At 71.0% G+C, this 24,180-nt stretch carries 20 protein-coding genes; 2 read left to right on the top strand and 18 right to left on the bottom strand.

Translation table 11 applies throughout. The features are described 5' to 3' along the window. Positions 1 to 183: 183 nt before the first annotated feature. The 3 genes from ACFYNU_RS06795 to ACFYNU_RS06785 form a co-directional block, all read right to left on the bottom strand. Positions 184 to 522, bottom strand: a complete 339-nt coding sequence (locus tag ACFYNU_RS06795; protein ID WP_023538375.1) for a P-II family nitrogen regulator — start codon at positions 520 to 522, stop codon at positions 184 to 186. After that, complete coding sequence (locus tag ACFYNU_RS06790; RefSeq protein ID WP_356593912.1) at positions 519 to 1,805, bottom strand: ammonium transporter; 1,287 nt, start codon at positions 1,803 to 1,805, stop codon at positions 519 to 521. Before ACFYNU_RS06790 ends, ACFYNU_RS06795 begins: the two co-directional genes overlap by 4 nt. 336 nt (positions 1,806 to 2,141) lie before the next feature. Then, on the bottom strand, positions 2,142 to 3,614 hold the full coding sequence (locus tag ACFYNU_RS06785; RefSeq protein WP_356593910.1) for a hypothetical protein: 1,473 nt from the start codon (positions 3,612 to 3,614) through the stop codon (positions 2,142 to 2,144). 458 nt (positions 3,615 to 4,072) lie between these two features. Between ACFYNU_RS06785 and ACFYNU_RS06780 the strand changes: the two genes are divergently transcribed. Beyond that, complete coding sequence (locus tag ACFYNU_RS06780; RefSeq protein ID WP_356593908.1) at positions 4,073 to 4,732, top strand: bifunctional DNA primase/polymerase; 660 nt, start codon at positions 4,073 to 4,075, stop codon at positions 4,730 to 4,732. 222 nt (positions 4,733 to 4,954) lie between these two features. On the opposite strand, the gene ftsY is transcribed toward ACFYNU_RS06780, so the two are convergent. The 5 genes from ftsY to ACFYNU_RS06755 form a co-directional block, all read right to left on the bottom strand. Further along, positions 4,955 to 6,175, bottom strand: a complete 1,221-nt coding sequence (gene ftsY, locus ACFYNU_RS06775; RefSeq protein WP_356593906.1) for a signal recognition particle-docking protein FtsY — start codon at positions 6,173 to 6,175, stop codon at positions 4,955 to 4,957. An 88-nt stretch (positions 6,176 to 6,263) separates the two neighbouring features. After that, on the bottom strand, positions 6,264 to 7,688 hold the full coding sequence (locus ACFYNU_RS06770) for a sugar porter family MFS transporter (protein WP_356593904.1): 1,425 nt from the start codon (positions 7,686 to 7,688) through the stop codon (positions 6,264 to 6,266). Between the two features lie 150 nt (positions 7,689 to 7,838). Further along, positions 7,839 to 11,669, bottom strand: coding sequence for an AAA family ATPase (locus ACFYNU_RS06765; protein ID WP_356593902.1), 3,831 nt, complete (start codon positions 11,667 to 11,669; stop codon positions 7,839 to 7,841). 179 nt (positions 11,670 to 11,848) lie between these two features. After that, complete coding sequence (locus ACFYNU_RS06760; protein WP_023538382.1) at positions 11,849 to 12,067, bottom strand: hypothetical protein; 219 nt, start codon at positions 12,065 to 12,067, stop codon at positions 11,849 to 11,851. Positions 12,068 to 12,532: 465 nt separating this feature from the next. Then, a complete protein-coding gene (locus ACFYNU_RS06755) occupies positions 12,533 to 12,814 on the bottom strand; it encodes an acylphosphatase (protein ID WP_356593900.1) in 282 nt (93 codons plus the stop codon). A gap of 166 nt (positions 12,815 to 12,980) precedes the next feature. On the opposite strand from ACFYNU_RS06755, the gene ACFYNU_RS06750 reads away from it, so the two are divergent. Continuing rightward, positions 12,981 to 13,904: a CAP domain-containing protein gene (locus ACFYNU_RS06750; RefSeq protein ID WP_356593898.1), complete on the top strand. Its 924-nt coding sequence runs from the start codon at positions 12,981 to 12,983 to the stop codon at positions 13,902 to 13,904. 46 nt (positions 13,905 to 13,950) lie between these two features. Here the strand turns inward: ACFYNU_RS06750 and mutM are convergent, their stop codons facing one another. From mutM to ACFYNU_RS06700, 10 genes are all read right to left on the bottom strand, one after another. After that, positions 13,951 to 14,811, bottom strand: coding sequence for a bifunctional DNA-formamidopyrimidine glycosylase/DNA-(apurinic or apyrimidinic site) lyase (gene mutM, locus ACFYNU_RS06745; protein WP_356593896.1), 861 nt, complete (start codon positions 14,809 to 14,811; stop codon positions 13,951 to 13,953). Between the two features lie 189 nt (positions 14,812 to 15,000). Next, positions 15,001 to 15,867 (bottom strand): ribonuclease III, encoded by an 867-nt coding sequence (rnc, locus tag ACFYNU_RS06740; RefSeq protein WP_356593894.1) that lies wholly within the window; start codon positions 15,865 to 15,867, stop codon positions 15,001 to 15,003. Positions 15,868 to 15,886: 19 nt separating this feature from the next. After that, on the bottom strand, positions 15,887 to 16,060 hold the full coding sequence (rpmF, locus tag ACFYNU_RS06735) for a 50S ribosomal protein L32 (RefSeq protein WP_003965982.1): 174 nt from the start codon (positions 16,058 to 16,060) through the stop codon (positions 15,887 to 15,889). A 2-nt stretch (positions 16,061 to 16,062) separates the two neighbouring features. After that, positions 16,063 to 16,671 (bottom strand): DUF177 domain-containing protein, encoded by a 609-nt coding sequence (locus ACFYNU_RS06730; RefSeq protein ID WP_356593892.1) that lies wholly within the window; start codon positions 16,669 to 16,671, stop codon positions 16,063 to 16,065. A 237-nt stretch (positions 16,672 to 16,908) separates the two neighbouring features. Next, the gene (locus ACFYNU_RS06725; RefSeq protein WP_356593890.1) at positions 16,909 to 18,120 is read right to left on the bottom strand and encodes a cell division initiation protein; all 1,212 of its coding nucleotides are present in this window, start codon (positions 18,118 to 18,120) and stop codon (positions 16,909 to 16,911) included. A gap of 135 nt (positions 18,121 to 18,255) precedes the next feature. Next, positions 18,256 to 18,735 carry a pantetheine-phosphate adenylyltransferase gene (gene coaD / locus ACFYNU_RS06720; protein ID WP_356594025.1) on the bottom strand — a complete coding sequence of 160 codons (480 nt, stop codon included), beginning with the start codon at positions 18,733 to 18,735 and terminating at the stop codon, positions 18,256 to 18,258. A gap of 26 nt (positions 18,736 to 18,761) precedes the next feature. Then, positions 18,762 to 19,343, bottom strand: coding sequence for a 16S rRNA (guanine(966)-N(2))-methyltransferase RsmD (gene rsmD, locus ACFYNU_RS06715; RefSeq protein ID WP_356593888.1), 582 nt, complete (start codon positions 19,341 to 19,343; stop codon positions 18,762 to 18,764). A gap of 217 nt (positions 19,344 to 19,560) precedes the next feature. Then, complete coding sequence (gene recG / locus ACFYNU_RS06710) at positions 19,561 to 21,756, bottom strand: ATP-dependent DNA helicase RecG (protein ID WP_356593887.1); 2,196 nt, start codon at positions 21,754 to 21,756, stop codon at positions 19,561 to 19,563. 95 nt (positions 21,757 to 21,851) lie between these two features. Further along, the gene (locus ACFYNU_RS06705) at positions 21,852 to 22,187 is read right to left on the bottom strand and encodes a cupin (protein WP_356593885.1); all 336 of its coding nucleotides are present in this window, start codon (positions 22,185 to 22,187) and stop codon (positions 21,852 to 21,854) included. A gap of 127 nt (positions 22,188 to 22,314) precedes the next feature. Continuing rightward, positions 22,315 to 24,123: a DAK2 domain-containing protein gene (locus tag ACFYNU_RS06700; protein WP_356593883.1), complete on the bottom strand. Its 1,809-nt coding sequence runs from the start codon at positions 24,121 to 24,123 to the stop codon at positions 22,315 to 22,317. Positions 24,124 to 24,180 lie beyond the last annotated feature (57 nt).

The raw sequence follows: 24,180 nt of genomic DNA, 5'->3' as shown, positions 1-24,180 counted from the left end.
GCGTGGGACCACCCCCCCCGGGGGGGGGGGCCGGGGGGGGGGGGCGGCCCGGGCCCCCCCCCCCCGCGGGGGGGGCGGCCCCGCCCCCCCCCCCCCCCCGCCCCCCCCCGGCGCCGGAGCGTGCCCGCTCACCGAGCACGCGCCGGCATCGGATCGAGTTCGTCCGGTGTCAGAGCGTCCGGGTCACAGAGCGTCCGGGCCGCGTTCCCCCGTACGTACCCGGACCGCCGTGTCCACCGGCACGCTCCACACCTTGCCGTCGCCGATCTTTCCTGTCCTGGCGGCCTTCACGACGACCTCGATGAGTTCGTCGGCGTCACCGTCCTCGACCAGCACCTCGATGCGGATCTTCGGTACGAGGTCGACGGTGTACTCCGCGCCCCGGTAGACCTCGGTGTGGCCGCGCTGCCGGCCGTAGCCGCTTGCTTCCGTGACCGTCAGCCCCTGGACGCCGAAGGCCTGGAGGGCCTCCTTGATCTCGTCCAGTCGGTGTGGCTTGACGACTGCGGTGATGAGCTTCATACGTCCACCTTCTTGTTCTGCGCCGCGGCGGCGAAGTCCTTGTCCGGAGCGGTCACACTGCTTCGGCCCGAGGGTGAGCCTCCCACCGCGCTGAAGTCGTAGGCGGATTCCGCGTGGAATGCCATGTCCACACCACTGGTCTCGTCGTCCTCCGAGGCGCGGAAGCCGATGGTGACATCGACGATCTTGGCCAGGATCCAGGAGACCACGAAGGAGTACGCCATCACCGAGAAGGCGCCGACCGCCTGCTTGCCGAGCTGCGAGGCACCGCCGATGCCGTCGATGGCGAGGACCCCGACGAGCAGGGTGCCGATGACGCCGCCGACGAGGTGGACACCGACGACGTCGAGCGAGTCGTCGTAACCCAGCTTGTACTTGAGGCTGACGGCCCACGAGCAGGCCGCTCCGGCGACGACGCCGATGAGGAGCGCGCCGAAGGGGTTGACGTGCGCGCCGGACGGGGTGATCGCCACGAGACCGGCGACGGCTCCTGAGGCCGCGCCGAGGGTGGTGAACGCGCCGTGCCGGATGCGCTCGTAGATGAGCCAGCCGAGCATGGCGGCGCCGGTGGCGATCTGCGTGTTGAAGGCCATCATGGCGGCCGTGCCGTTGGCGGCGAGCGCGGAGCCGGCGTTGAAGCCGAACCAGCCGAACCACAGCAGCGCGGCGCCGAGGACCACCAGCGGCAGGTTGTGCGGCCTCATCGGGTCCTTCTTGAACCCGATGCGCTTGCCGACGACCAGCACCGCGGCGAGTGCGCCGATACCGGCGTTGATGTGGACCGCCGTACCACCGGCGAAGTCGATCACTTCCAGCTTGAAGAGCCAGCCGTCGGCCTGCCACACCCAGTGCGCGACCGGGAAGTAGACGACGGTGACCCACAGGGCGATGAACAGCGCCCAGGCGGTGAACTTGACGCGGTCGGCGAGTGCGCCGCTCATCAGCGCCGGAGTCAGTACGGCGAACATCAGCTGGAAGAGGGCGAAGGCGTAGACGGGGATGCCCTCGGTGCCGCCCGTGAGCGTCTCGGCGTTGATGCCCTTCAGACCGATGTGGTCGAAGTTGCCGAGCAGCCCCGCACCGATGTCGTCACCGAAGGTGAGCGAGTACCCGTAGAGCACCCACAGCACGCTGACGATGCCGAGCGAGATGAAGGACATGATGAGCATGTTCAGGGCGCTCTTCACCCGGACCATGCCGCCGTAGAAGAAGGCCAGGCCGGGCGTCATCAACATGACGAGCGCGGCACTGATCAATACGAATGCGGTATCTGCGCCATTCAAGGCCGGCGTCTCCTCGTGGGTGGGAAATACGGCCCGTGCGGATGCTCTTACTTCAGTGGGCCGACTAGTGGTGAGGAGATTGACGTGGGGTGATTTCGGTCGATGCCGCCCGATGTTTCACGCCAGTGACGAAGTGGTCCGGGGTGTTACGCCTGGATGAACTGCCGTGTCGCGGGACGCGGTGATGGCAGAATCCGGCGGCGACACCCGCCTCAGTGAGCTGGCGCGGGGAAGCCGTGTCGGTGGTACGGGGCGTCTGCCGCGGCCGGAGGCGACGGGGGCTCCAGGAGTACGGCGTGAACCCCACGGGCTCCCCACGGCCCGTTCAGGGGCCGCTCAGACGGCTTCCGCCGTCTCGGGGATCTCCTCCGTCAGCTGCTCGGTGAGCTGACGGATCTCGGAGACGTCCCCGAAGTCCCTGGTGGCCGTGGTCACCGTCTTGCGCAGTCGGGTGTTGACGCGCTCGGAGCGCACCTTCTTGGCGATGGCCAGCGCCTCCTTGATCAGAGGCGTGGACCGCTCGGGCTCCCTCTTCAGGAGATGGACGGTGGCCATCCCGACGAGGTTCAGCGCGTACGACCGCTGATGTTCCTCGTCCTTCTCGAACAGCTCGACGGCGCGCGTCATAACGGGCTCGGCGAGCGAGGCGTACGTCGGGCTGCGCCCGGCCACGTAGGCCAGGTCTCTGTAGGAGTGCGCGTTCTCGCCGTTGAGTTCCGCCTCGGAGAAGAAGCGGATCCAGTCGGGCTCCGGCTCGCCGTCGTCCCCCGCGTCGGCGAAGGTGTTCTCCGCCATCCGTACCGCCCGCTTGCACTTGCCGGGCTGTCCCATGTTGGCGTAGGCCCGCGCCTCCATCGCGTACAGCATCGACTGCGTACGCGCCGTGGCGCAGCCCCTGCTGCCGTACTGGGCGAGGTGGATGAGCTCCAACGCGTCGTCGGGGCGGCCGACATGGATCATCTGGCGGCTCATGGAGGAGAGGATGTACGACCCCAGGGCCTTGTCCCCCGCCTCCTTGGCGGCGTGCAGGGCCAGCACGAAGTACTTCTGGGCATTGGGCTGGAGTCCCACGTCGTAGCTCATCCAGCCCGCCAGCTCGGACAGTTCGGCCGCGCACCTGAACAGACGCCGCGCGGTGACGTCGGACTGCGGCTCCTGAAGGAGGTCCGTCACTTCGTGGAGCTGGCCCACGACCGCCTTGCGCCGCAGGCCGCCGCCGCACTGCGCGTCCCACTGGCGGAACATCACCGTGGTGGACTCCAGGAGGTCCAGCTCCGGTGTGGAGAGGCGGGAGGGGCGACGCGGCGCGGCCGTGCCCTCGCCGTCCTGGTCGGCCGGCGAGGGCGGCACCAGCCAGCGCTGCATCGGTTCGATGAGGGCGGGTCCGGCGGCGAGCGCGAGCGACGTCCCAAGGAAGCCGCGCCGGGCGAGCATCAGGTCGCTGCGGGAGAACTCACTGATCAGGGAGATGGTCTGGGGCGCGGCCCAGGGCAGATCGACGCCGGAGACGGAGGGCGACTGGTGCGCGGAGCGCAGTCCGAGGTCCTCGACCGCGACGACGGTGCCGAAGCGCTCGGAGAACAGCTCCGAGAGGATGCGCGGGATGGGCTCACGCGGCTGTTCGCCGTCGAGCCAGCGGCGTACCCGAGAGGTGTCGGTGCTGATGTGGTGCGCGCCCATCTGGCGGGCTCTGCGGTTGACTTGGCGGGCGAGCTCACCCTTGGACCAGCCACTGCGCCGGAACCACGAGCTCAACTGCCCGTTCGGGCGCTTGCCGGTAGCCGTACCGTCTGCGCCACTGCCGCCCACTGGAATGCCCCCATCCGCTGAAGCCCTGTCGCGCGAACTTCTACCAGAATGCCGTCAGTTACGGTCGTCTGTCCGGAGATCGCGCTTCTTCGAACAGGAAACCGAGTTGCCCGCGGCATAACCACGAACGTGTGACTTCCTACCGTTCGCGTACTCAAAGTAATCCTACGATCACCCCTCCGGTGAGGGCCGTTCCGTAAACGCCACCATTCGCCACCCCTTCGAATGAACTCGCCTGCGGCCAGGCGCGATTCACTTGACGGGGCGACGATCAGGAAAAGGCGGAACGTTGCACGCGGGGGCGCACGGACTCGGCCGCACCACCCCGAGTCTCCGCTCGCACCGCCGGAACAGAGGCAACGAGACCGGAGTGAAGCCGAGGGAACGGGGCGCCGACGGAGGGTCACAGCGAGACTCCGCATCGTAACTACCCACGAGTTCGACCCGTTGGAGGGGGCATGGGCTTCACGATCGGCGGAATCCGGGAGATGCGGTCCGGTTCACGGCGCCGCGGCCGCGGCACCGAATGCACCACGGTGGCCGAGTACACGGGGCTCTGGGGCTGGGACGTCGTGCCCGGCGCGCGAGCCGCCGCGGGCCGTTGCTCCTGCGGCGCCGCCGGATGCCGCGCGCCGGGCGCGCACCCGCTGGACCCCGCGCTGGAAGTCCCCGCCGGCGCCACCCTGGACGATGCCGCCAAGGCCTGGTCCGAGACCCCGGGAGCGGCCGTACTGCTGCCCGTGGGACGCACCTTCGACGTCATCGACGTCGCCGAACCGGCCGGCCGTCGCGCCCTGGTCAGGCTGGAGCGGATGGGACTGCCGCTGGGCCCCGTCGCCGCCACGCCCACGGGGCGCGCGTACTTCTTCGTCGCGCCGGGCGCCGCCGCCGAACTGCCGCAACTGCTCTACCGGATGGGCTGGGACGACGCCGGTCTCGATCTGCGCTGTCTGGGCGCGGGCGACCATGTCACCGCCCCGCCGTCCGACCTCGGCGGCCTCGGGCCCGTCCGCTGGCTCCGGGCGCCGGTGCTGGACACGGCGGCCGACCCGCCGCAGGCGCGGCTGCTGCTCGGCACTCTGGCGTACGTCTGCCATCGCTCGCCCGTCCGCAACTGAATACCGGGCTCCCGTCCGGCCCTCCGTGGCCGCGCCGGCCACGTCCCCCGTCGCCGCTTCCCAGCCGCCTCCTCCGTACGAAGGGCCCCACCGCGTGCGCACCACGCGGAAGGGCCCTTTCCTCGTACGACGTCCCGTACGGCGCCTCGTACGCCGTTCCCCGTACGGCGCCTGCCGGCCGTGGACCGACTCGGCCGTCGACCGGCTCGGTTGTCGACCGGCTCAGCCGTCGATCAGCGCGTCGACGAACGCCTCCGGCTCGAACGGCGCCAGGTCGTCGGCCCCTTCGCCCAGCCCGATCAGCTTGACCGGCACCCCCAGCTCACGCTGGACCGCGATCACGATGCCGCCCTTGGCCGTGCCGTCCAGCTTGGTCAGCACGATGCCGGTGATGTCCACGACCTCGGCGAACACCCGCGCCTGTACGAGGCCGTTCTGCCCCGTCGTCGCGTCCAGGACCAGCAGCACCTCGTCCAGCGGACCGTGCTTCTCCACGACGCGCTTGACCTTGCCCAGCTCGTCCATCAGCCCGGTCTTGGTGTGCAGCCGCCCCGCCGTGTCGATGAGGACGACGTCGGCACCCTCCGCGATGCCCTCCTTGACCGCGTCGAAGGCGATCGACGCCGGGTCGCCGCCCTCGGGTCCGCGCACCGTACGGGCACCCACCCGCTCGCCCCACGTCTGAAGCTGATCGGCGGCGGCGGCGCGGAACGTGTCGGCGGCGCCGAGCACGACGGACCTGCCGTCGGCCACCAGGACACGTGCCAGCTTGCCCGTGGTCGTGGTCTTGCCGGTGCCGTTGACGCCGACGACCATCACGACACCGGGGGTGTCCAGACCGCTCTCGGTCTTCACGGCGCGGTCGAAGTCCGTACGGAGCAGGGCGAGCAGTTCCTCGCGCAGCAGCGAGCGCAGTTCGTCGGGCGTACGCGTACCGAGCACCCTGACCCGCTCACGCAGCCGGTCCACCAGCTCCTGCGTCGGCGCGACGCCGACGTCTGCGGTGAGCAGGGTGTCCTCGATCTCCTCCCACGTCTCCTCGTCGAGGTGCTCGCGCGACAGCAGCGTGAGCAGCCCCTTGCCGAGGGTGTTCTGCGAGCGGGCGAGCCGGGCCCGCAGTCTGACCAGCCGGCCCGCGGAGGGTTCCGGGATCTCGATCGCCACGGGTGGGGCGGCCACGACCGGGTCCTCGACGGCGGGCGCCGTCGCGGTCGCTTCGGCCCCGTCGGGGAGGCCCACCTCCTCGATGGTGCGGCGGGGCTCCTCCCGCGGCGGCCCCGACTCGTCGCCGACGTGCGGCTCCGCGGGCGGGGTCGTGATGGTCGGCGTGCTCGACGGTGCCGAGGGCGGCAGCTGCTTCTTCCTGCGGCTGCCGACCACGAGCCCGCTGATCACGCCGACGACGACCAGGGCGATGACTACGGCAAGAATGACGATGTCCACGTCGTCATCTTCGCAGGCGTCGGCCCGCTTCGGCCGACGGGGAGATTCCGGGCCCCGACGGGGCGCGGATTCCCGGGAACGGGGCGGGTCAGCCCATCTCCTCCAGCCGCTTGCCCTTGGTCTCGGGGACCCACTTCAGAATGAAGAAGATCGAGAGCAGGGCGAAGGCGGAGTAGATCACGTACGCGCCCGAGAGATCCCAGTCCGACAGGGTCGGGAACGAGACGGTGACGGCCCAGTTGGCGATCCACTGCGCCGACGCGGCCACGCCCAGCGCGGCGGCCCGGATCTTGCCGGGGAACATCTCGCCGAGAAGCACCCACACGACGACGCCCCACGACAGCGCGAAGAAGAGCACGAAGGAGTGGGCGGCGACGAGCGCCACCGTGCCCTGCGTGTTGGGGATGGAGATGTTCGAGCCGCTGCCGCTCTTGTACGAGAAGGCCCAGGCCGCCAGGGCGAGCGAGACCATCATGCCGAACGAGCCGATCAGCAGCAGCGGCCGGCGACCGATCCGGTCGACGAAGATCATGGCGATGACGGTGCCGATGATGTTGATGATCGACGTGGTGAACGAGTAGAAGAACGAGCTGGTGGGATCGATGCCCACGGACTGCCACAGCGACGAGCTGTAGTAGAAGATCACGTTGATTCCGACGAGTTGCTGGAGCGCGGAGAGGCCGATGCCGATCCATACGACCGGCAGGAAGCCCACTCTGCCGAGCAGGTCCTTGAAGGTCGGCTTGTGCTCCTTACGGAGGTTGAGCTCGATCTCCTCGATCCGCGCGTCCAGGTCGACGCCGCTGTCCTCGACCTCGGCGAGTACGCCCCTGGCCGCCTCCTTCTTGCCGACGGAGATCAGGAAGCGCGGTGACTCGGGGATCGCGAAGGAGAGCATCCCGTAAAGGATCGCCGGGACGACCATCACGCCGAGCATCCACTGCCAGGCCTCCAGGCCCGCGATACTGCCGCGCTGGTCGCCGTCGGCGATGTTGAGAATGCCGTAGTTCACCAACTGCGAGAGCGCGATGCCGAGGACGATCGCCGCCTGCTGGAACGAGGCGAGCCGGCCCCGGTACGCGGGCGGCGACACCTCCGCGATGTACGCGGGTCCGATGACGGAGGCCATGCCGATGGCGAACCCGCCGATGACCCGCCACATGGCGAGGTCCCACAGCGCGAACGGCAGCGCCGAGCCGACGGCGCTGATGGTGAAGAGGGCGGACGAGATCCGCATACAGCGGATACGGCCGATGCGGTCGGCGATCCGGCCCGCCGTCGCGGCGCCGATGGCGGAGCCGATCAGCGCCGCGGCGATCACCTGGGCCAATTCGCCGGAGCCGATGTCGTAGCGGTCCCTGATCGCCTGGACGGCGCCGTTGATGACGGAGCTGTCGTAGCCGAAGAGGAAGCCGCCCATGGCCGCTGCCGCGGTGATGAAGATGACATGACCGATGTGCTCCGGGTGGGCCCGCGGGCCCTCCGGCCTCGGCGACTGCGCTGTGCTCGTCACATGTGCTCCTGTGGCCGCCCGGACCGGGCGCCGGGCATGAGGAAAAGCCCCTCCAGTGGTGCACGGCGGCGCGCGGCCCACCACCCGACCGGGGCCGTTCGGCGGAGGCGACGGCCGTGGCTGCGGCTGTGACGGGGCCGCTGTGGCCGGTCAGCGCAGGCGCTGGCTGATCACCTTGGAGACGCCGTCGCCCTGCATGGAGACGCCGTACAGCGCGTCGGCGACCTCCATCGTGCGCTTCTGGTGCGTGATCACGATCAGCTGGGAGCTCTCCTGGAGCTCCTGCATGATCCGGATCAGCCGCTGGAGGTTGGTGTCGTCCAGCGCCGCCTCGACCTCGTCCATCACGTAGAACGGGCTCGGCCGCGCCTTGAAGATCGACACCAGCAGCGCCACGGCGGTCAGCGACCGTTCGCCGCCGGACAGCAGGGAGAGCCGCTTGACCTTCTTGCCGGGCGGCCGTGCCTCGACGTCCACGCCGCTGGTGAGCATGTTGTCCGGGTCCGTAAGGATGAGGCGGCCCTCGCCCCCGGGGAAGAGCCGCGAGAAGACGCCTTCGAACTGGAGGGCCGTGTCCCGGTACGCCTCCGTGAACACCTGCTCGACCCGCTCGTCGACCTCCTTGACGACCTGGAGCAGATCGGCGCGGGTCTTCTTGAGGTCTTCGAGCTGCTCGGAGAGGAACTTGTGCCGCTCCTCCAGCGCCGCGAACTCCTCCAGGGCGAGCGGATTCACCTTCCCGAGTTGCTGATACGCCCGTTCGGCCGACCGGAGCCGCTTCTCCTGCTCGCCCCGTACGTACGGCCGGGGCTGATTGCGCGGGTCCTCCGGGTCCTCCGGCAGTTCCTCGCCCTCGGCGGCCAAGGAGGGCGGTACGAGCTGGTCGGGGCCGTACTCGGCGATCAGACCGGCCGGCTCGACGCCCAGCTCCTCCAGGGCCTTCGCCTCCAGCTGCTCGATACGCATCCGCTTCTCGGCGCCCAGGACCTCGCCCCGGTGCACCGAGTCGGTGAGCTTGTCGAGTTCGCTCTTGAGGTCGCGCCCCTGGTTCCGCTCCGCGACCAGCTCCTGCTCACGGCCGGCCTTCGCCGCCTCGGCCGCGGCGCGCTCCTCGTCGGCGCGTACGACCGACACCTCGACGTGCGCCAGCAGTTGCCTGGCGCCGGAGGCGACGGCCCCGGCCACGGCGGCCTCGTGGCGCAGTCTGGCCCGGCGCTGCTCCGCGCGGGCCCGTGCCTCGCGCTCGGCACGGGCGCCCCGGTCGAGCGAGTCCGCGCGGCCCGCGAGTCCTTTGACGCGCTCCTCGTGGGTACGGACCTGGAGCCGCGCCTCCATCTCCGTCTGCCGGGCGTTGGCCCCGTCGGCGGCGAGCCGGTCCCGTACGGACGTGTCGGGCTCCTCCTCGGCGGGTGCCTCCTCCGCGACGAGCAGGCGCTCCGCCAGCTCCTCCGCCTCCTCGGCGGCCCGGTCCAGCGCGTCCTGTGCCTTGGCGGTGGCCGCCGACGTACGCTCGGCCTCCCCCGCGGCGCCCCTGGCCTGGCCGGCGAGCCGCCCCAACTGGCCGGAGACGGCGGACTTCTCCCGGTCGGCGGCCCGCCGCCGTTCCCCCAACTCCTCGACGAGTGCGGCGCATTCGGTTCGCCGGCCGGTCGCCCCGCGCTGCGCCTCGGCCAGCTCGCCGCACCGTACGGCGAGTTCGGCCAGCTCGGCGGCTGCCTCGTCGACCGACGCCTGCACTTCGAGCAGGCTGGGCGCCCCGGCGGAGCCGCCGTGCGCGAAGTGCGCGCCCAGGAGGTCCCCCTCCGCCGTCACGGCGGTCAGTCCGGGGTGCGCGCCGACAAGTTCCTCGGCCTCCTCCAGCGTCCCGACGACGACCATGTCCCGGACGAGGCGTCGTACGGCGCCCATGAGGGCGTCGGGGCCCCGTACGAGGTCGACGACGCGGGGGACGGCCAGGTCGGTGCCGGTGGCGATGGTGGTGGGTACGGGGCGGGCGGGGGCGGCCTCGTGGGGGCCACCGCCGTCCCCGACGGCGCGGACGTCGCGCGCCCCGTCCGTCTGCCCGGGCAGGCCCCCGGACGGGGCGGGGAAACCAGCACCGTCAACGCCGTCACGGCTGTCGTGCGCTCCGGCGGCACCCTGTCCGGGCACCGTCGGCGACGTACCGGAACCGCCGGAGGCGGTGACGTCGGCCGGCGCCCCGTCCCCGGGGCCGCCCGAGGCCGTCGACTGACCCGGCACGCCGGCCGTCCGCGCGGGTGGTTCGGCACCGAGCAGCAGAGCGGCCCGGCCCGCGTCCTCTTTACGGAGGAGGCGGATCGCCTCGGCGGCGGTCGTCGCGTCGGTCACCGCGATCGCGTCGGCCGCCGCGCCGAGCGCCGCCGCCACCGGGACCTCGAAGCCGGCGGTGACGGTGAGCAGTTCGGCGGCGGGACCCAGCAGGCCGGAGAGACGGTCCCGCGCCCCCAGCAGCGCACCGGTACCGTCCTTGCGGCGCAGCCCGAGGGCGAGCGCGTCGTGGCGGGCGGAGAGGGCGGCGCGTTCGCGCTCGGCGGCCGTGGCCGCCTCCCGCGCCGCCGTCAGCGCGCCCTCCGCCTCGGCCAGCGCCCGCTTGGCCTCGTCGTGCCGCTCGCCCAGTTCGTGGTCGTCGGCGTCCAGGCCGTCGACCTCGGCCTTGAGCTGTTCGTACTCCTCCTGGGCGGCGACGGCGCGCTGCCGCGCCCCGTCGCGGGCCTCGGCCAGCCGGCCGATCTCGGCCTGCGCCGACGCGGCGCGGCTACGGGCGGCGTTCACCTGCCCGTTCAGCCGGGCAAGGCCCTCCCGCCGGTCGGCGATCGCGCGTGCCACGTCCTTGAGGCGGCGTTCCTCGGCAGCGAGCTCACGCTCCAGCTCGGAGCGGTGCGCGACGGTGTCCTCCAGCGCGCGCTCCGCCGCTTCGAGCGCGGCCTCCAGCTCCGCCTCCTGCTCACGGATGCGGGCGGCCTCGCGCTCCATGTCCTCGGGGTCCCGCCCGCGCCGTTCGTCCTCCGGCGTGGCGGTGGCGCTCTTCACCCGGGCGTCGGCCAGCGAGATGGTGCCCCGTACCCGCTCGGCCAGCTGCGACAGCTCGTACCAGGTCTGCTGCGCGCGCTGGAGCCGCGGCGCCAGCCGCCGTACCTCCTCCTCCAGCTCCGCCTCGCGGGCCAGGGCGTTCCTCAGGCGGAGTTCCGCCTCCTCCTTGCGCTGCTTGAGCGCCGCCTCGTCGGCGACCTCCGTACGGAGAGCGTCACGCAGCTTCACGAGATCGTCGGCGAGCAGGCGCAGCCGCGCGTCGCGCAGGTCCGCCTGGATGACGGCGGCCCGCCGCGCCACCGCTGCCTGTCGCCCCAACGGCTTGAGCTGTCGCCGCAGTTCGTCGGTCAGGTCCTGCACGCGCGCGAGGTTGGCCTGCATCGCGTCCAGCTTCCGCAGCGCCTTCTCCTTGCGCTTACGGTGCTTGAGAACGCCTGCGGCCTCTTCGATGAACGCCCTGCGCCCCATCGGATCGGCGTGCAGGACCGAATCGAGTTGTCCCTGGCCGACGATGACATGCATCTCGCGACCGATACCGGAGTCGGAAAGCAGTTCCTGGATGTCGAGCAGCCGGCAGGTGTCGCCGTTGAGCTGGTATTCGCTGCCGCCGTTGCGGAACATGATCCGCGTAATGGTGACTTCGGCGTAGTCGATGGGCAGCGCGCCGTCGGAATTGTCGATGGTCAGAGAGACTTCGGCGCGCCCGAGCGGCGGCCGGCCGGTCGTCCCGGCGAAGATCACGTCCTCCATCTTGCCGCCGCGCAGCGACTTGGCCCCCTGCTCCCCCATGACCCAGGAAAGCGCGTCCACGACATTGGACTTGCCCGAGCCGTTGGGACCCACGACGCACGTGATGCCGGGTTCGAACCGCAGCGTCGTGGCGGAGGCGAAGGATTTGAACCCGCGCAGGGTCATGGCCTTGAGGTGCACGCCGCCGGACTCTACCTGCCTCACATCACCCAACGCGGTTTCACCGCTGAATGAGCAGGGCACATCAGACGTGAGAAGAACCGGTTAAGGGGCGGGGGGAAAGAAAGAAGGGACGCCGAAGCGTCCCTTGCATGTTCTTGCGAGAGCGTTTGCCCACCTGACCCCGACGGGGGCTGCTGTCAGGTGAGCGCGGGCTCCGCCTGGGGTACGTCGAGGTCGATGCCGTCGAACGGCGAATCGCCATGGTGCTGTGCGGCGGCAGCGCTCAGCGCGTCATTCTCGGACTGGATCCGTACGAGCTCGGATTCGAGGTCCTGGACGCGCTGCTGAAGCCGTCGCATCTCGGCGAGGAGTCGCGGGTCAGAACCGCCGACGTAACCGAGAAGCGCCTTTGCCATGATGGATGGGCCTCCACACTGAGTGACCGACCGAAGCGGTGTGGGTCGTGAGGGATTTCCGCACCCGCACTGCCCGGCAGAGGACTTTCGCACTGTGATTCCTGCTGCCAAACAGCCAAGGTGCGCGGGGCTTCCAGAGTCTCACCAAAAAGTTTGACGGTCAACACGATCACAGCCCGTCATCGCCGGGCGGCCCAGGGGCGTGCGTCCGCATGCGATGCGACGGCGCCTCTCCTGCGGCCCCGGAGGGCGTGGAGATCATTGTTAACGCGGCAGCTTGGCATGGGAGCCCGTTCTTGGCAACCATCGGTGAATTCCCGCCAGAAGCACATGCCTGAGGCATACGGGCAGGCCGGACGCCCTTTCGGCCGGGCGCGTCCGGTGGGAGCCTCGGCCTGTTCAAGATCGACCGTGAATGATCGGGATCGTTCGGGGCCGTTCGGCACCTCGCCCCGTCGGTGAGGGTCACCGGATGGCGAAGGTGTCGTATCCACCGCGTGGTGTGCCCCAAATCTCAGTGACTCCGTCAACCCGGCCGGGCGTGTCGTCGGAACTGAGCCAGTCCAGCAAACGGTGGCAATTATCACGCGGCCCTTCGGCGACGATCTGCACCCTGCCGTCGTCCAGATTCAGGGCGAAGCCCGTCAGGCCCCCGATCTCCAGAGCGTTTGCCCTGGTGAACCAGCGGAAGCCGACTCCCTGTACCTGACCGCGTACCCAGACGGTGATCCGTACATCTTCCTTCATGCGTGCAAGCTAATGGGCCAATACGGCAGTGAGCACTTCGCCCCCACCCCGCTTGGCGTACAGTCCCGTCGAAATGAGGCTCACCCGAATGGGTGAAGCGCATTGTCGTGACGAGCGGTGCGGGAGCAATCACGCGCACCTGAGCACATCGAGGAAGGCACAGCAGATGGGACGCCATAGTCGCTCGGCCGGCGGACCCGCCGCTGAGGACCACGCTGCCGGTGCGGCAGGTCGGCACCGCAGCAGCGGCCGGGGCCGGAAGAGGGGAATCGCCGTCCCCGTACGCACCGGACTGCTCGGCGCATCCGCCGCGATGGCCATGGGCGCCGTAGCCGTGGCATCGGGCCTGCTGCCCGGTGGGGAGCAGTACACCGTCGGCGGTGGCAATCTCCCGGGTGAGCAGGTCCGCACCGCGGGCGCGCCCGAGCTCCAGCAGCAGGGCGGCTCGACCGCCGAGCCGACCGACGGGGCCGGTACGTCGCCGAGCCAGGGCGCCGGCCGGTCGTCCGAACCGCCGAAGTCCGCCCCGGCGACGCCGGACAGGCCGTCCGCCTCCAAGAGCCCGTCGAAGCCGGCGAAGACGCCGGAGAGCGAGCCCACGCGGAGCCGGAGCGAGGAGACGAGCGACAAGCCGTCCCGCAGCGCGCCGGCGCCGGAGAGGACCACGGAGCGCGCCACGCCGCCGCAGACGACGCGCCCGTCCACCTCCGCCCCGTCCACCGCCGAGGCGGAAGTGCTCGCGCTGGTCAACGAGGAGCGGGCGAAGGCGGGCTGCCAGCCGCTGCGCGCCGACAACGCGCTGAACGGTCTCGCCGAGGCGTTCAGCAAGGACATGGCGGACCGCGGCTTCTTCGACCACACCGACCCGGACGGCGACACCCCGTGGGACCGCGCCGAGCAGGCGGGCATCACGAATCTGGGCGGCGAGAACATCGCCCGGGGCCAGTCCGACGCCCAGGCCGTGATGGCGTCCTGGATGGCCAGCGACGGCCACCGCGCGAACATCCTGAACTGCGACTACAAGACCATAGGCATCGGCGCGCACTTCGCCGAGGGCGGCCCGTGGTGGACGCAGGACTTCGGCTTCTGAGACAGCCGCACGGCCAACCCGTGACGGCGCGGCGCGGTGCGCGGCGTTACGGTGCGGCGCGGGGCGGGCGCTGGCAGCGGGGGCAGAAGTAGCTCGACCGGTTCATCCAGGGGCGGCGGCGGATCGGGGTGCCGCAGCGGCGGCACGGTTCGCCCTCGCGCCCGTACGCGTCCAGCGACCGGTCGAAGTAGCCCGATTCGCCGTTCACGTTGACGTAGAGGCTGTCGAAGCTGGTGCCGCCGACCGCGAGCGCGGCGTTCATGACGTCCCGTACGTGGCCGAGGAGTTCGACCGAGCGGGGACGGGGCAGCGAGGCGGTCGGACGGTCGTAGTGGAGCTTGGCGCGCCACAGCGCCTCGTCCGCGTAGATGTTGCCGACGCCGCTGATGAGTGACTGGTCGAGCAGCGCGCGCTTGATCGTCGTACGGCGCAGCCGCAGCGCGGCGTGGAACGAGGCGTCGTCGAACTCCGGGTCCAGCGGGTCGCGCGCGATGTGGGCGATGACGTCGGGCAGCCCGTCGGGGGTGTTCTCGTGCAGCGAGAGTCCGCCGAAGGTGCGCTGGTCGACGAAGCGGAGCTCGGTGCCGAGGTCGTCGTCGAAGCGGATACGGATGCGCAGGTGCTTCTCGTCCGGGGCGGACCGCGGCTGTACGAGGAGCTGGCCGCTCATTCCGAGGTGCCCGAGGATCGAGGCGTCCGTGTCGGCGAGCGGCAGCCAGAGGTACTTGCCACGGCGCCGGGCGACGCCGAAGCGGTGCCCCTTGAGGCGGGCGGCGAAGTCCTCACCGCCCGCGACATGGCGCCGTACGGCGCGGGGGTGCAGCACCTGTGTCTCGGCCACCGTCCGTCCCGCGACCCAGCGTTCGAGTCCGCGCCGTACGACTTCGACCTCGGGCAGCTCGGGCACGGTGCTCCTTCAAGGGACGGTGAGGAGGGACGGAGAGGTGTGCGGCCGGGCCGCCGGCCGCGCGGGTCAACTGGCCGAAGACGGGGCGGGAGTTGAGGCGAAAGTTGAGGCGGGAGTTGAGGACGAGCTGCGCCCCTCGTGCCGTATCGACACAAGGGGCGCACCGGGAAGGGAACCGAACAGCTCGGCTCAGGATTTGGCCGCGTCGGCGGATTCCGGAGCCGGCACCGAAGAGGCGTCGGCGCCCTCTTCAGCTTCGGCATCGGCGTCGGCGCGGGCCTGCGACCCGCCCTCGGCGTCGACCGCGGCCTTCGCCGCCGCCCGTGCGTCCGCGTCCGCCCGGATGGACCGCCACGCGGTCTCCGCCGCCTGCTGTTCCGCTTCCTTCTTGCTGCGGCCGGTGCCGGTGCCGTACGAGACACCACCGACGCGGGCGGCAGCAGTGAAGGTCTTCTCGTGATCCGGGCCGGTCTCCGTGACGAGATACTCGGGTACGCCGAGACTCTCCGCCGCGGTCAGCTCCTGGAGACTGGTCTTCCAGTCCAGACCGGCACCGAGGTTGGAGGACTTCTCGATGAGCGGGTCGAAGAGCCGGTGCACCAGCTCGGACGCCGCGTCGAGGCCCTGATCGAGATAGACCGCGCCGATCACCGCTTCCAGGGTGTCGGCGAGGATGGACGCCTTGTCCCGGCCTCCCGTGCCCTCTTCACCACGGCCGAGCCGGATGAAGGAGCCGAGTTCGAGGCCGCGACCCACTTGCGCCAGCGCACGCGAATTGACCACCGCGGCCCGCAACTTGGCCAGTTGGCCCTCGGGCAGGTCGGGGTGGATCCGGTACAGCGTGTCGGTGACCACCAGTCCGAGCACCGAATCCCCGAGGAATTCGAGCCGTTCGTTGGTGGGCAGACCGCCGTTCTCGTACGCGAACGAGCGATGGGTCAGCGCACGCACCAGAAGGGCGGACTCCAGCTGATAGCCGAGCCGCCCTTCCAGAAGCGTGTGGGACGAGGCTGTGCTGACATTGTCTGCCTTCTTGGCACTGGACAGTTCAGACATCGAGCCTCTCACCAGCCGCTCAGACCTCGAGGACCTGGCGCTTGTTGTAGGTGCCGCAGCTCGGGCACGCGATGTGCTGGAGCTTCGGCTCCTGGCAACGCTCACACGAAACCAGGGTGGGGACCGCAGCCTTCCACTGCGACCGGCGGTGGCGCGTGTTGCTGCGCGACATCTTCCGCTTCGGAACAGCCACGGCTACTTCTCCTGCTTCTCGTCGACGCCTGAATCGGCGCCGCCCATGTTGTCCTTCTCGCCGTCCTTGATGGTTTCGGCGAGTCCTTGCAGTGACGCCCAACGCATGTCGACGGCGTCATGGTGATGGTCCGGATTCTCGTCCAGCCTGATCCCGCATTCGGAACACAGGCCCGCACAGGTCTCCCGGCACACCGGCTGCATCGGCAGTGCGAGCACCACCGCATCGCGCAGCACAGGTTCGAGGTCGAACAGTCCGTCCTCGATGTAGAGCCTGTCCTCGTCGTCCTCGGCGTCGTCGGCCGGTTCCGCCTGCTTGCTGCGGCCCCGGTCGTCGGCGTCAGGGTACGAGAACATCTCCTGGAAGTCCGCTGCCACGTCCTGGCGCACCGGCTCCAGACACCTTACGCACTCCCCCTCGGCGGTCGCACGGGCGGTGCCGGTCACGAGCACGCCCTCCATGACCGATTCGAGGCGGATCCGGAGCTCCACCGGGTCGCCTTCCGGCACCCCGATGACTCCGTCGATGCCGAAATCCTTGGGCGCCTCGGCGGAGCGGGTCAGCCGCTTGAGCGCACCGAGACGCCGGCCCAGCTCGTGTGTGTCGAACACGAGGGGGTCGCGGTGGTCGAGGCGGGCGTTCAGGGCTGTTCCTGCTTTCGAATCGTGGGGTGGGCCGCCATGTCGCGTAACGGGGCGGGCGGCCGGATCGCGGACATCACGCGACCGAAGAGCCAGGATACTTGACCGGCCGCCGTTGGCCCAATCCGGCCGTACGCGGACCGTACGACGGCCGCGCGGGCCGTGCGCGACGGCTGTCCGGCGGCCGTACGGCGCCCCGCGCGGGGCTCAGCGCCCCTGCTCGTACCGGCGCAGCTGCTCCAGGTCGATCATGCTGGTGTCGAACAGGCTGGTCTCGTCGAGAGCGCCCTGCGGGTCCTGGGCCTGCTGCTGGTGCGGGTGGTGCTGGGGCTGTTGCTGCGCCTGGGCGTCGGGGTGCTGCTGCCAGCCCTGCGCCGCCTGGTCGTAGTTCTGCCCGTAGCCCTGGCTGTAGTTCGGGTCGTAGGCGGCGGGGTCGTAGACCGGCTGCTGGGCCTGCTGGTACGCGTACGGGTCCTGCTGGTAGGCGTACGCGTCCTGCTGCTGGTAGCCGTAGGCGGAGTCGGTGTACGGCTGCTGGGCGGCGGGGTCGGCGTACTGCTGCGGAGCCTGGGCCTGCGCCGGGATCTGGACCTGGACGGGCTGCTCCGGAGCCGGGGCCGGAGGCTGGGACGGGGCCTGCTGGTCCGTCGGCCGGCGCGCGGGCGCCCCGGCGTCCTGGAGCGGCTGCTGCCCCGACAGCTCGGCGAGACCGGACAGATAGTCCGCGTCGCTGGTGTGCCCCTGCCGTCCCGCCGCGTCCTGCTCCGCCATGTGCAGGCCCAGGTCGTCGGTGGCGACCCGGCCGAGCAGCTTCTGCCGGCCCCGTCCGACCGCGTCGAGGGTCTTGGAGAGGACGGCCTCGAAGGCGCCGAGCTTGGCGTCGACGTAGTCGTCCGCGCGGCGGATCAGGGTGTCGGGGTCGGCGCTGTACTCCGGGGCGTCCTCGTCGGCGTATCCCTCCGCGTCGAGCCCGGGGCCCCGGCCGAGGAGCTTCTCGCGGCCCCGGTCCACGGAGCCGATGGTCTTGTTGAGCACGACCTCGAAGTTGGCGAGCTTGGAGTCGACGTAGTCGTCGGCCTCGGCGCGGATCTCCTCGGCGTCCCTGCGGGCGTCGGCGAGGATGCGGTCCGCCTCTTCCTGGGCGGTGCGGGCGATCACGGTGTCCGAGATCAGCGAGGACCGCTCCGTGTGGGCCGCCGCGACGATGCGCTCCGCCTCCTGGCGGGCCTGCTCGGACAGCTGCTCGTGGCCGCCGAGCAGCTCCTGCGCCTGGGCGAGCGAGCCGGGCAGGGCCTCCCGTACCTCTTCGAGCAGCGAGAGCAGTTCGCCGCGGTTGACCACGCAGGAGGCCGACATGGGCATGGAACGGGCGTTCCCCACCGCGTCGACGATCTCGTCGAGCTTCTTCTGCACGTCCACCGTGTGCTCGCCACTCTCTACAGCCGGGTTGGAGACGGACGCAACGACTGTACGGCCAGTCGGTGCGCGCCCGACACCAGATGACGGACCGTCAGTTCCGGGCCCCGTCCGGCGCCCCGTGCCGCGCCCCGTCCGTCACCGGTTCGCCAGGCGCTCCGTCAGTGCCTCGTGCACCAGCGGAGGCAGCAGATGGGCGACGTCTCCGCCCCAGGTCGCCACCTCTTTGACCAGCGAGGAGGAGAGGAAACTGTAGATGGGGTTGGTCGGCACGAAGAGGGTCTCGACGCCGGAGAGGCCGATGTTCATCTGGGCCATCTGAAGCTCGTAGTCGAAGTCGCTCACCGCGCGAAGGCCCTTGACGATGGCCGGGATGTCGCGCTGCTTGCAGAAGTCGACGAGGAGGCCGTGGAAGGACTCGACCTCGACGTTGCCGAACTCGGCGGTGACCTGGCGGATCAGATCGATCCGCTCGTCGACGCTGAACAGCCCCTTCTTGGACTGGTTGATCATCACGGCGACGTGGACGACGTCGTACAGCTTGGAGGCACGGCCAATGATGTCGAGGTGACCATTGGTGATGGGGTCGAAGGACCCCGGACAGACGGCGCGGCGCAACTGAATTCCCTCGCTCTCCGGTCCGGTCATCGGGCGTCTTCGGGTGCGGCGGCGCGACCGTACCAAAGGGTTCCTTCGCCGTAGCGACGCGCTCGCAACGGTTCGAAGCCCTCCGGCCAGATGAACTCCCCACCTCTGGTGCTGCGCTCCACGGTGGCGACGGCGTCGTCATTGAGCCAGCCCTGCGAGCGGAGTGTGAGGAGGATCTCGCGAAGATCGTCATCGGTGACGGCGTACGGCGGGTCGAGGAAGACGATGTCGTACGGGGCCGAGGGGGCCGGTCCTGTCACGATCTGCTCGGCTTTGCCCGTACGGACCTCGGCGCCCGGCAGTCCGAGGGCGCGGACGTTGTCCCGTACGGTGCGGGCCGCCCGGCCGTCCGCCTCCACAAGGAGGGTGTGCGCGGCGCCCCGGGAGAGGGCCTCCAGGCCGACGGCGCCGGAGCCGGCGTACAGATCGGCCACCCGCAGACCGTCGAGGGTGCCGAGCAGCGCCTCCCAGGTGGAGAAGAGACCTTCGCGCGCCCGGTCGGAGGTGGGGCGGGTGCCGTTGCCCGGGGGGACGGCGAGACGGCGTCCGCCGGCGGCGCCGGCGATCACGCGGGTCATGGGTGTCGGTCCTCGGTTCGTGGGGTGTTCGCGGGGCGTTCGTGGAACGCCGGAGCGGCGGCGGGCGGCGCGTGCGCCGCCACCCACGATATGGCGTCGCCCGGCGCACGGCCCGCCGGGAGCGGCCCCGAGGCCCCGGCGCTCCGGGTGCGGCTCGCTCAGCGGCTCCGTCAGCGGTTCAGGCGCCGGAGCCGCTGAGCGGGGCTGTGCGGCCCTCTCAGCCCTTGTCGAGATACTGCTCCCGCTCCGTGTCCAGCAGGGCGTCCAGCGCCGTACGCAGCTCCGGGAACGCGTCGAGCTCCGGGTCCTGGGCGACCACGCCCACGGCCTCCTCCCGGGCCGCGGCGATGACGTCCTCGTCCTCGATGACGGAGAGCACCCGCAGCGAGGAACGGACCCCGGACTGGGCCTGGCCGAGGACATCGCCCTCGCGGCGCTGTTCGAGGTCGATACGGGAGAGCTCGAAGCCGTCGAGGGTCGAGGCGACCGCGCCGAGACGGGCCCGCGCGGGACTCGCCTCCGGCATCTCGGAGACCAGCAGGCACAGCCCCGGGGCGGAGCCCCGGCCCACCCGGCCGCGCAACTGGTGCAGCTGCGAGACACCGAACCGGTCCGCGTCCATGATCACCATCGCGGTGGCGTTGGGAACGTTGACGCCGACCTCGATGACGGTCGTCGCCACCAGGACGTCCACCTCGCCGGCGGCGAAGCGGCGCATCACGTCGTCCTTGTCGTCGGGCTGCATACGGCCGTGCAGCACCTCGATACGGAGGCCGGCCAGCGGGCCGGTGGTGAGCTGCTTCGCGATGTCCAGCACGGCCAGCGGCGGACGCTTGTCCGCTTCCGCCTCGGCCGCCTTCGCCGCGGCCTTCTTCTTGGGCTCGTCCTCGCCGTCGCCGATCCGGGGACAGACCACGTACGCCTGGTGCCCCTTGCCGACCTCCTCGCGCACCCGTTCCCAGGCGCGTGCCAGGAAGTGCGGCTTGTCCTGGGCCGGGACGACATGGGTGGCGATCGGGGAACGGCCCGCCGGCAGTTGGTCCAGGACGGACGTCTCCAGGTCGCCGAAGACGGTCATCGCGACCGTACGGGGAATGGGCGTCGCCGTCATGACCAGCAGATGCGGCGGCTGCTTGCCCTTGGAGCGCAGGGCGTCGCGCTGCTCGACCCCGAAACGGTGCTGCTCGTCCACGACGACCAGGCCCAGATCGTGGAACTGCACCTTGTCCTCGATCAGCGCGTGCGTGCCGATCACGATCCCCGCCTCGCCGGTGACCAGGTCGAGCAGCGCGTGGCGCCGCGCCGCCGCGCCCATGGAGCCGGTGAGCAGCACCACCTTCGTGGCCTTCTCCGGACCGCCCAGCATGCCTCCCTCGGCCAGCTCTCCCATCATCTCGGTGATCGAACGGTGGTGCTGCTGGGCGAGGACCTCCGTCGGCGCGAGCATCGCCGCCTGGCCGCCGGCGTCCACCACCGAGAGCATCGCGCGCAGCGCCACCATCGTCTTGCCGGAGCCGACCTCGCCCTGAAGGAGGCGGTGCATCGGGTGCTCGGTCGCCAGGTCGTCGAAGATCTCGCGGGTGACCGTCAACTGGCCGTCGGTGAGGGTGAAGGGCAGCGTGGCGTCGAACGCGTCGAGCAGGCCACCGGCCACCGGTTTCCGCGCCACCGCAGGAAGCGCCGCGTCCGCGTGCCGGCGCCGGGCGAGGGCGACCTGGAGCACGAACGCCTCGTCCCACTTCAGGCGGTCCTTGGCCTCGGCGACGTCCGCCTTGGTGTCGGGCCGGTGGATCTTCAGCAGCGCCTCGGGGAGCGTGACGAAACCGCGTCCCTCGCGCAGCGAGGGCGGCAGCGGGTCGACCGCCTCGCCGGCCCTCGGCAGCACCGCGTCCACCGCCTTGGTGATCTTCCAGGACTCCAGTCCCTTGCAGGCCGGGTAGATCGGGATGAGCTTGCCCGCGAAGGAATCCACGGCCTCGTCGCCGCTGTCCGTGCCGAGCGGCACATACGTGGGATGGGCCAGCTGGAGCTTCCGGTTGAACATCGAGACCTTGCCGGCGAACATGCCTCGGCTGCCGGGCAGCAGGTCCTTGTGCGGCTTGTGGATCCCCCGGCCGAAGAAGACCAGTTGGAGCCGGCCGCTGCCGTCGGTGAGGGTGATCTCCAACCGCTGGCCCCGGCCGCCGTTGAACTTCAGGATGCGGGAGTCCGCCACCTGCGCGACGACCGTGACGTCCTCGTCCAGCGGGAGGTCGGCGAGGCGGGTGAGCTGGCCCCGCTCCTCGTACCGCCTCGGATAGTGGTGCAGCAGATCCCCGACGGTGTGCAGATCCAGCTGCTCGGCCATCACCTTCGCGGTGGCGGGGCCGAGCGTCTTCTTGAGTGATTCATCCAGCGCGGACACACGATCCATTGCACACCACATCACTGACATCCGTCGCGCACCTGTGGACAACCACGGGTCGAAGTCGGGGCGGAGAAGAGGCGCGGCAGAGGAAGGTCAGCGGGTCAGCGGCTCGTCGCCCGGACCTCGGTGACGGCGGTGAGCAGGAAAGCGCAGTCCTCCAGGGCCTCAAGGCCGTGCCGCTCGTGCGGGATCGGGCCCACCTGGCCGGCGATCATGTCCTGGTCCCCGGACTTCATCGTCAGCCGTATCCGGCCGTGCAGCACTTGAAGGCTGGCCGCCGGGGGCGTGTTGTGCTCGTCGAGGGACGAGCCGGAGGTCAGCGCGATGACCGTCTGCCGCAGCGGGCCGTCGTGGAGGAAGAGATGCGCGCTGCGACCGTGGGCGCTGGCGCGCGCGTCGTCGAGCTGATGGCGGGCGAGTGCGGTCAGGTCGTCCATCGGTGGGCCTCTCACCTCGGGCGGTGCGCGCGTCTGTCCTGGTGCGCTCCCCCTCCATCGTCACAGGTACGGCGCCCCGTGCAAGCCGTGGCCGGGGCGGCGTACGAGACACCGGGGACGCGCCGTCCTACTCCACGCCGATGAGCAGGGGCGCCGACTGGTGGCCGCCTCGGTAGACGACGGTGTCGACGGCGAGGTGGCCGCCCCGTACGTAGCGCTCCAGACGCTCGGCGAGGGTGTCGGGCACGTCCTGGCCGAGCACGAGGGTGACCAGTTCACCGCCCGCCGACAGCATCCGGTCCAGGACGGTCTCGGCGGTGGCCGCGAGTTCGGTGCCGATGACCGCGACGTCGCCGTCGATCAGGCCCAGGAGATCGCCGGCCTGGCAGATGCCCGCCATGGTCCAGGACTGCCGCTCGGCGACGGCCAGTTCGGCGTAGCGGGTGGCGCCGGCGGCCGAGGTCATGGCCACGACGTCCTCGTCGAAGCGGCGGTCCGGCTCGTGCACCGCGAGCGCGGCGATGCCCTGGACGGCCGCCCTGGTCGGGATGAGAGCGACGCGGATGCCCTCGGCGCGGGCCTGTTCGGCGGCAGCGGCGGCGGTGTGGCGCAGTTCCGCGTCGTTCGGCAGAAGGACCACCTCGTGGGCGTGGGCGCGCCGGATGGCGTCGACCAGCTCGCCGCTGGCCGGCGGTTCCCCGGGGCGGGCGAGCACCGTGGTGGCTCCGGCCTCGGCGCACAGTCCGGCGAGACCCTCGCCCGGGACCACGGCGACCACGGCGCGCTGCGCCCGCTCCCGCTGGTGCCCGGCGGCGGCGCCGAAGTGCGTGATACGGATCCGGTACGGGCGCCCCGCCTCCACACCGGCCTCCACGGCGGCGCCCGCGTCGTCGACGTGCACATGCACGTTCCAGAGCCCGTCGCCGCCGACGACGACGAGCGAGTCGCCGAGCGAGTCGAGGCGGCGACGGAGCCGGGCGATGCCCGGCTCGTCCGTCTCCAAGAGGTAGATCACCTCGAAGGCGGGGCCGACGGGGCTGTCTTCGGTGTCGCAGGACTCCACGACGGCGGGCAGCTCGTGCGGGCGCGCGCCCGGCGCGACGGGGGACGGGGCGTCGCCCGTGACGGCCTCCACGAGGGCGGCCAGGACGGCGAGCAGGCCACGTCCGCCGGCGTCGACGACCCCGGCGCGGCCGAGGACGGCCAGCTGTCCGGGTGTGGCGGCGAGCGCGACGCGGGCCCCGGCGTACGCGGCGTGTACGGCGGCGCCGTACCCCGCACCGTCGCTGGACGCCGCGCCGTCGCCGTACGCGGCGCCGTCGCCGTACGCGGCGCCGTCGCCGTACGCCGCGGCGCCGTCGGCCGCACCGTCACCACCGATCGCGTCGCCGTCCGTCGCACGCGTACGCGCCGCGGCCTCCGCCGCCGCGGACGCCACCGTGAGGATCGTGCCCTCGACCGGATGTGCGACGGCCTCGCGCGCCAGCTGCGCCGCTCTGCGCAGCGCCCGGGCGAGATGGTCCCGACCGCCCTCGGCCGCCCCGTCGGCGCCGTTGTCGCGATCGGCCCGGTCCTCGCCGAGCACCTCCGCCATGCCCCGCAGCAGCTGCGCCAGGATGGTCCCGGAGTTCCCCCGGGCGCCGATCAGCGCCCCGTGCGCCATGGCCCGTACGGTGTCGGGCAGGTCCGGTACGGATGTCCCCGTGGCGTGCGCGTCGAAGACCGCCTCGACGGCCCGCGCGGCGGACTCCACCGTCAGATAGAGATTGGTGCCGGTGTCCCCGTCGGCGACCGGATAGACGTTGATCGCGTCGATCTCCTCACGGTCCCGGCCCAGGGCGTCCAGCGCCAGCGAGCACCAGGTACGCACCGCTGCGGCGTCGAGGGTCTGCGGCACCTGGGGGTCCTCCTTGGCGGCCTGGGCTGGGAGCTGCACCGCAGGGTAGTCCGCCCGCACCGTCGTGGCAGGTGGGAAGGGGGGCGGGAGGAGAGT

It is taken from the genome of Streptomyces sp. NPDC006643 (genome assembly GCF_042870175.1).
GTDB lineage: Bacteria > Actinomycetota > Actinomycetes > Streptomycetales > Streptomycetaceae > Streptomyces.
This window is presented reverse-complemented; position numbering and strand designations above follow the sequence as displayed.

Coding starts and splice junctions, on each gene's coding strand:
- ACFYNU_RS06705 (WP_356593885.1), bottom strand. CDS start 22,187: ATGGACGACCTGACCGCACTCGCCCGCCATCAGCTCGACGACGCGCGC.
- ACFYNU_RS06780 (WP_356593908.1), top strand. CDS start 4,073: ATGGGCTTCACGATCGGCGGAATCCGGGAGATGCGGTCCGGTTCACGG.
- ACFYNU_RS06760 (WP_023538382.1), bottom strand. CDS start 12,067: ATGGCAAAGGCGCTTCTCGGTTACGTCGGCGGTTCTGACCCGCGACTC.
- recG (WP_356593887.1), bottom strand. CDS start 21,756: ATGGATCGTGTGTCCGCGCTGGATGAATCACTCAAGAAGACGCTCGGC.
- rsmD (WP_356593888.1), bottom strand. CDS start 19,343: ATGACCCGCGTGATCGCCGGCGCCGCCGGCGGACGCCGTCTCGCCGTC.
- rnc (WP_356593894.1), bottom strand. CDS start 15,867: ATGTCTGAACTGTCCAGTGCCAAGAAGGCAGACAATGTCAGCACAGCC.
- ACFYNU_RS06750 (WP_356593898.1), top strand. CDS start 12,981: ATGGGACGCCATAGTCGCTCGGCCGGCGGACCCGCCGCTGAGGACCAC.
- ACFYNU_RS06795 (WP_023538375.1), bottom strand. CDS start 522: ATGAAGCTCATCACCGCAGTCGTCAAGCCACACCGACTGGACGAGATC.
- ACFYNU_RS06755 (WP_356593900.1), bottom strand. CDS start 12,814: ATGAAGGAAGATGTACGGATCACCGTCTGGGTACGCGGTCAGGTACAG.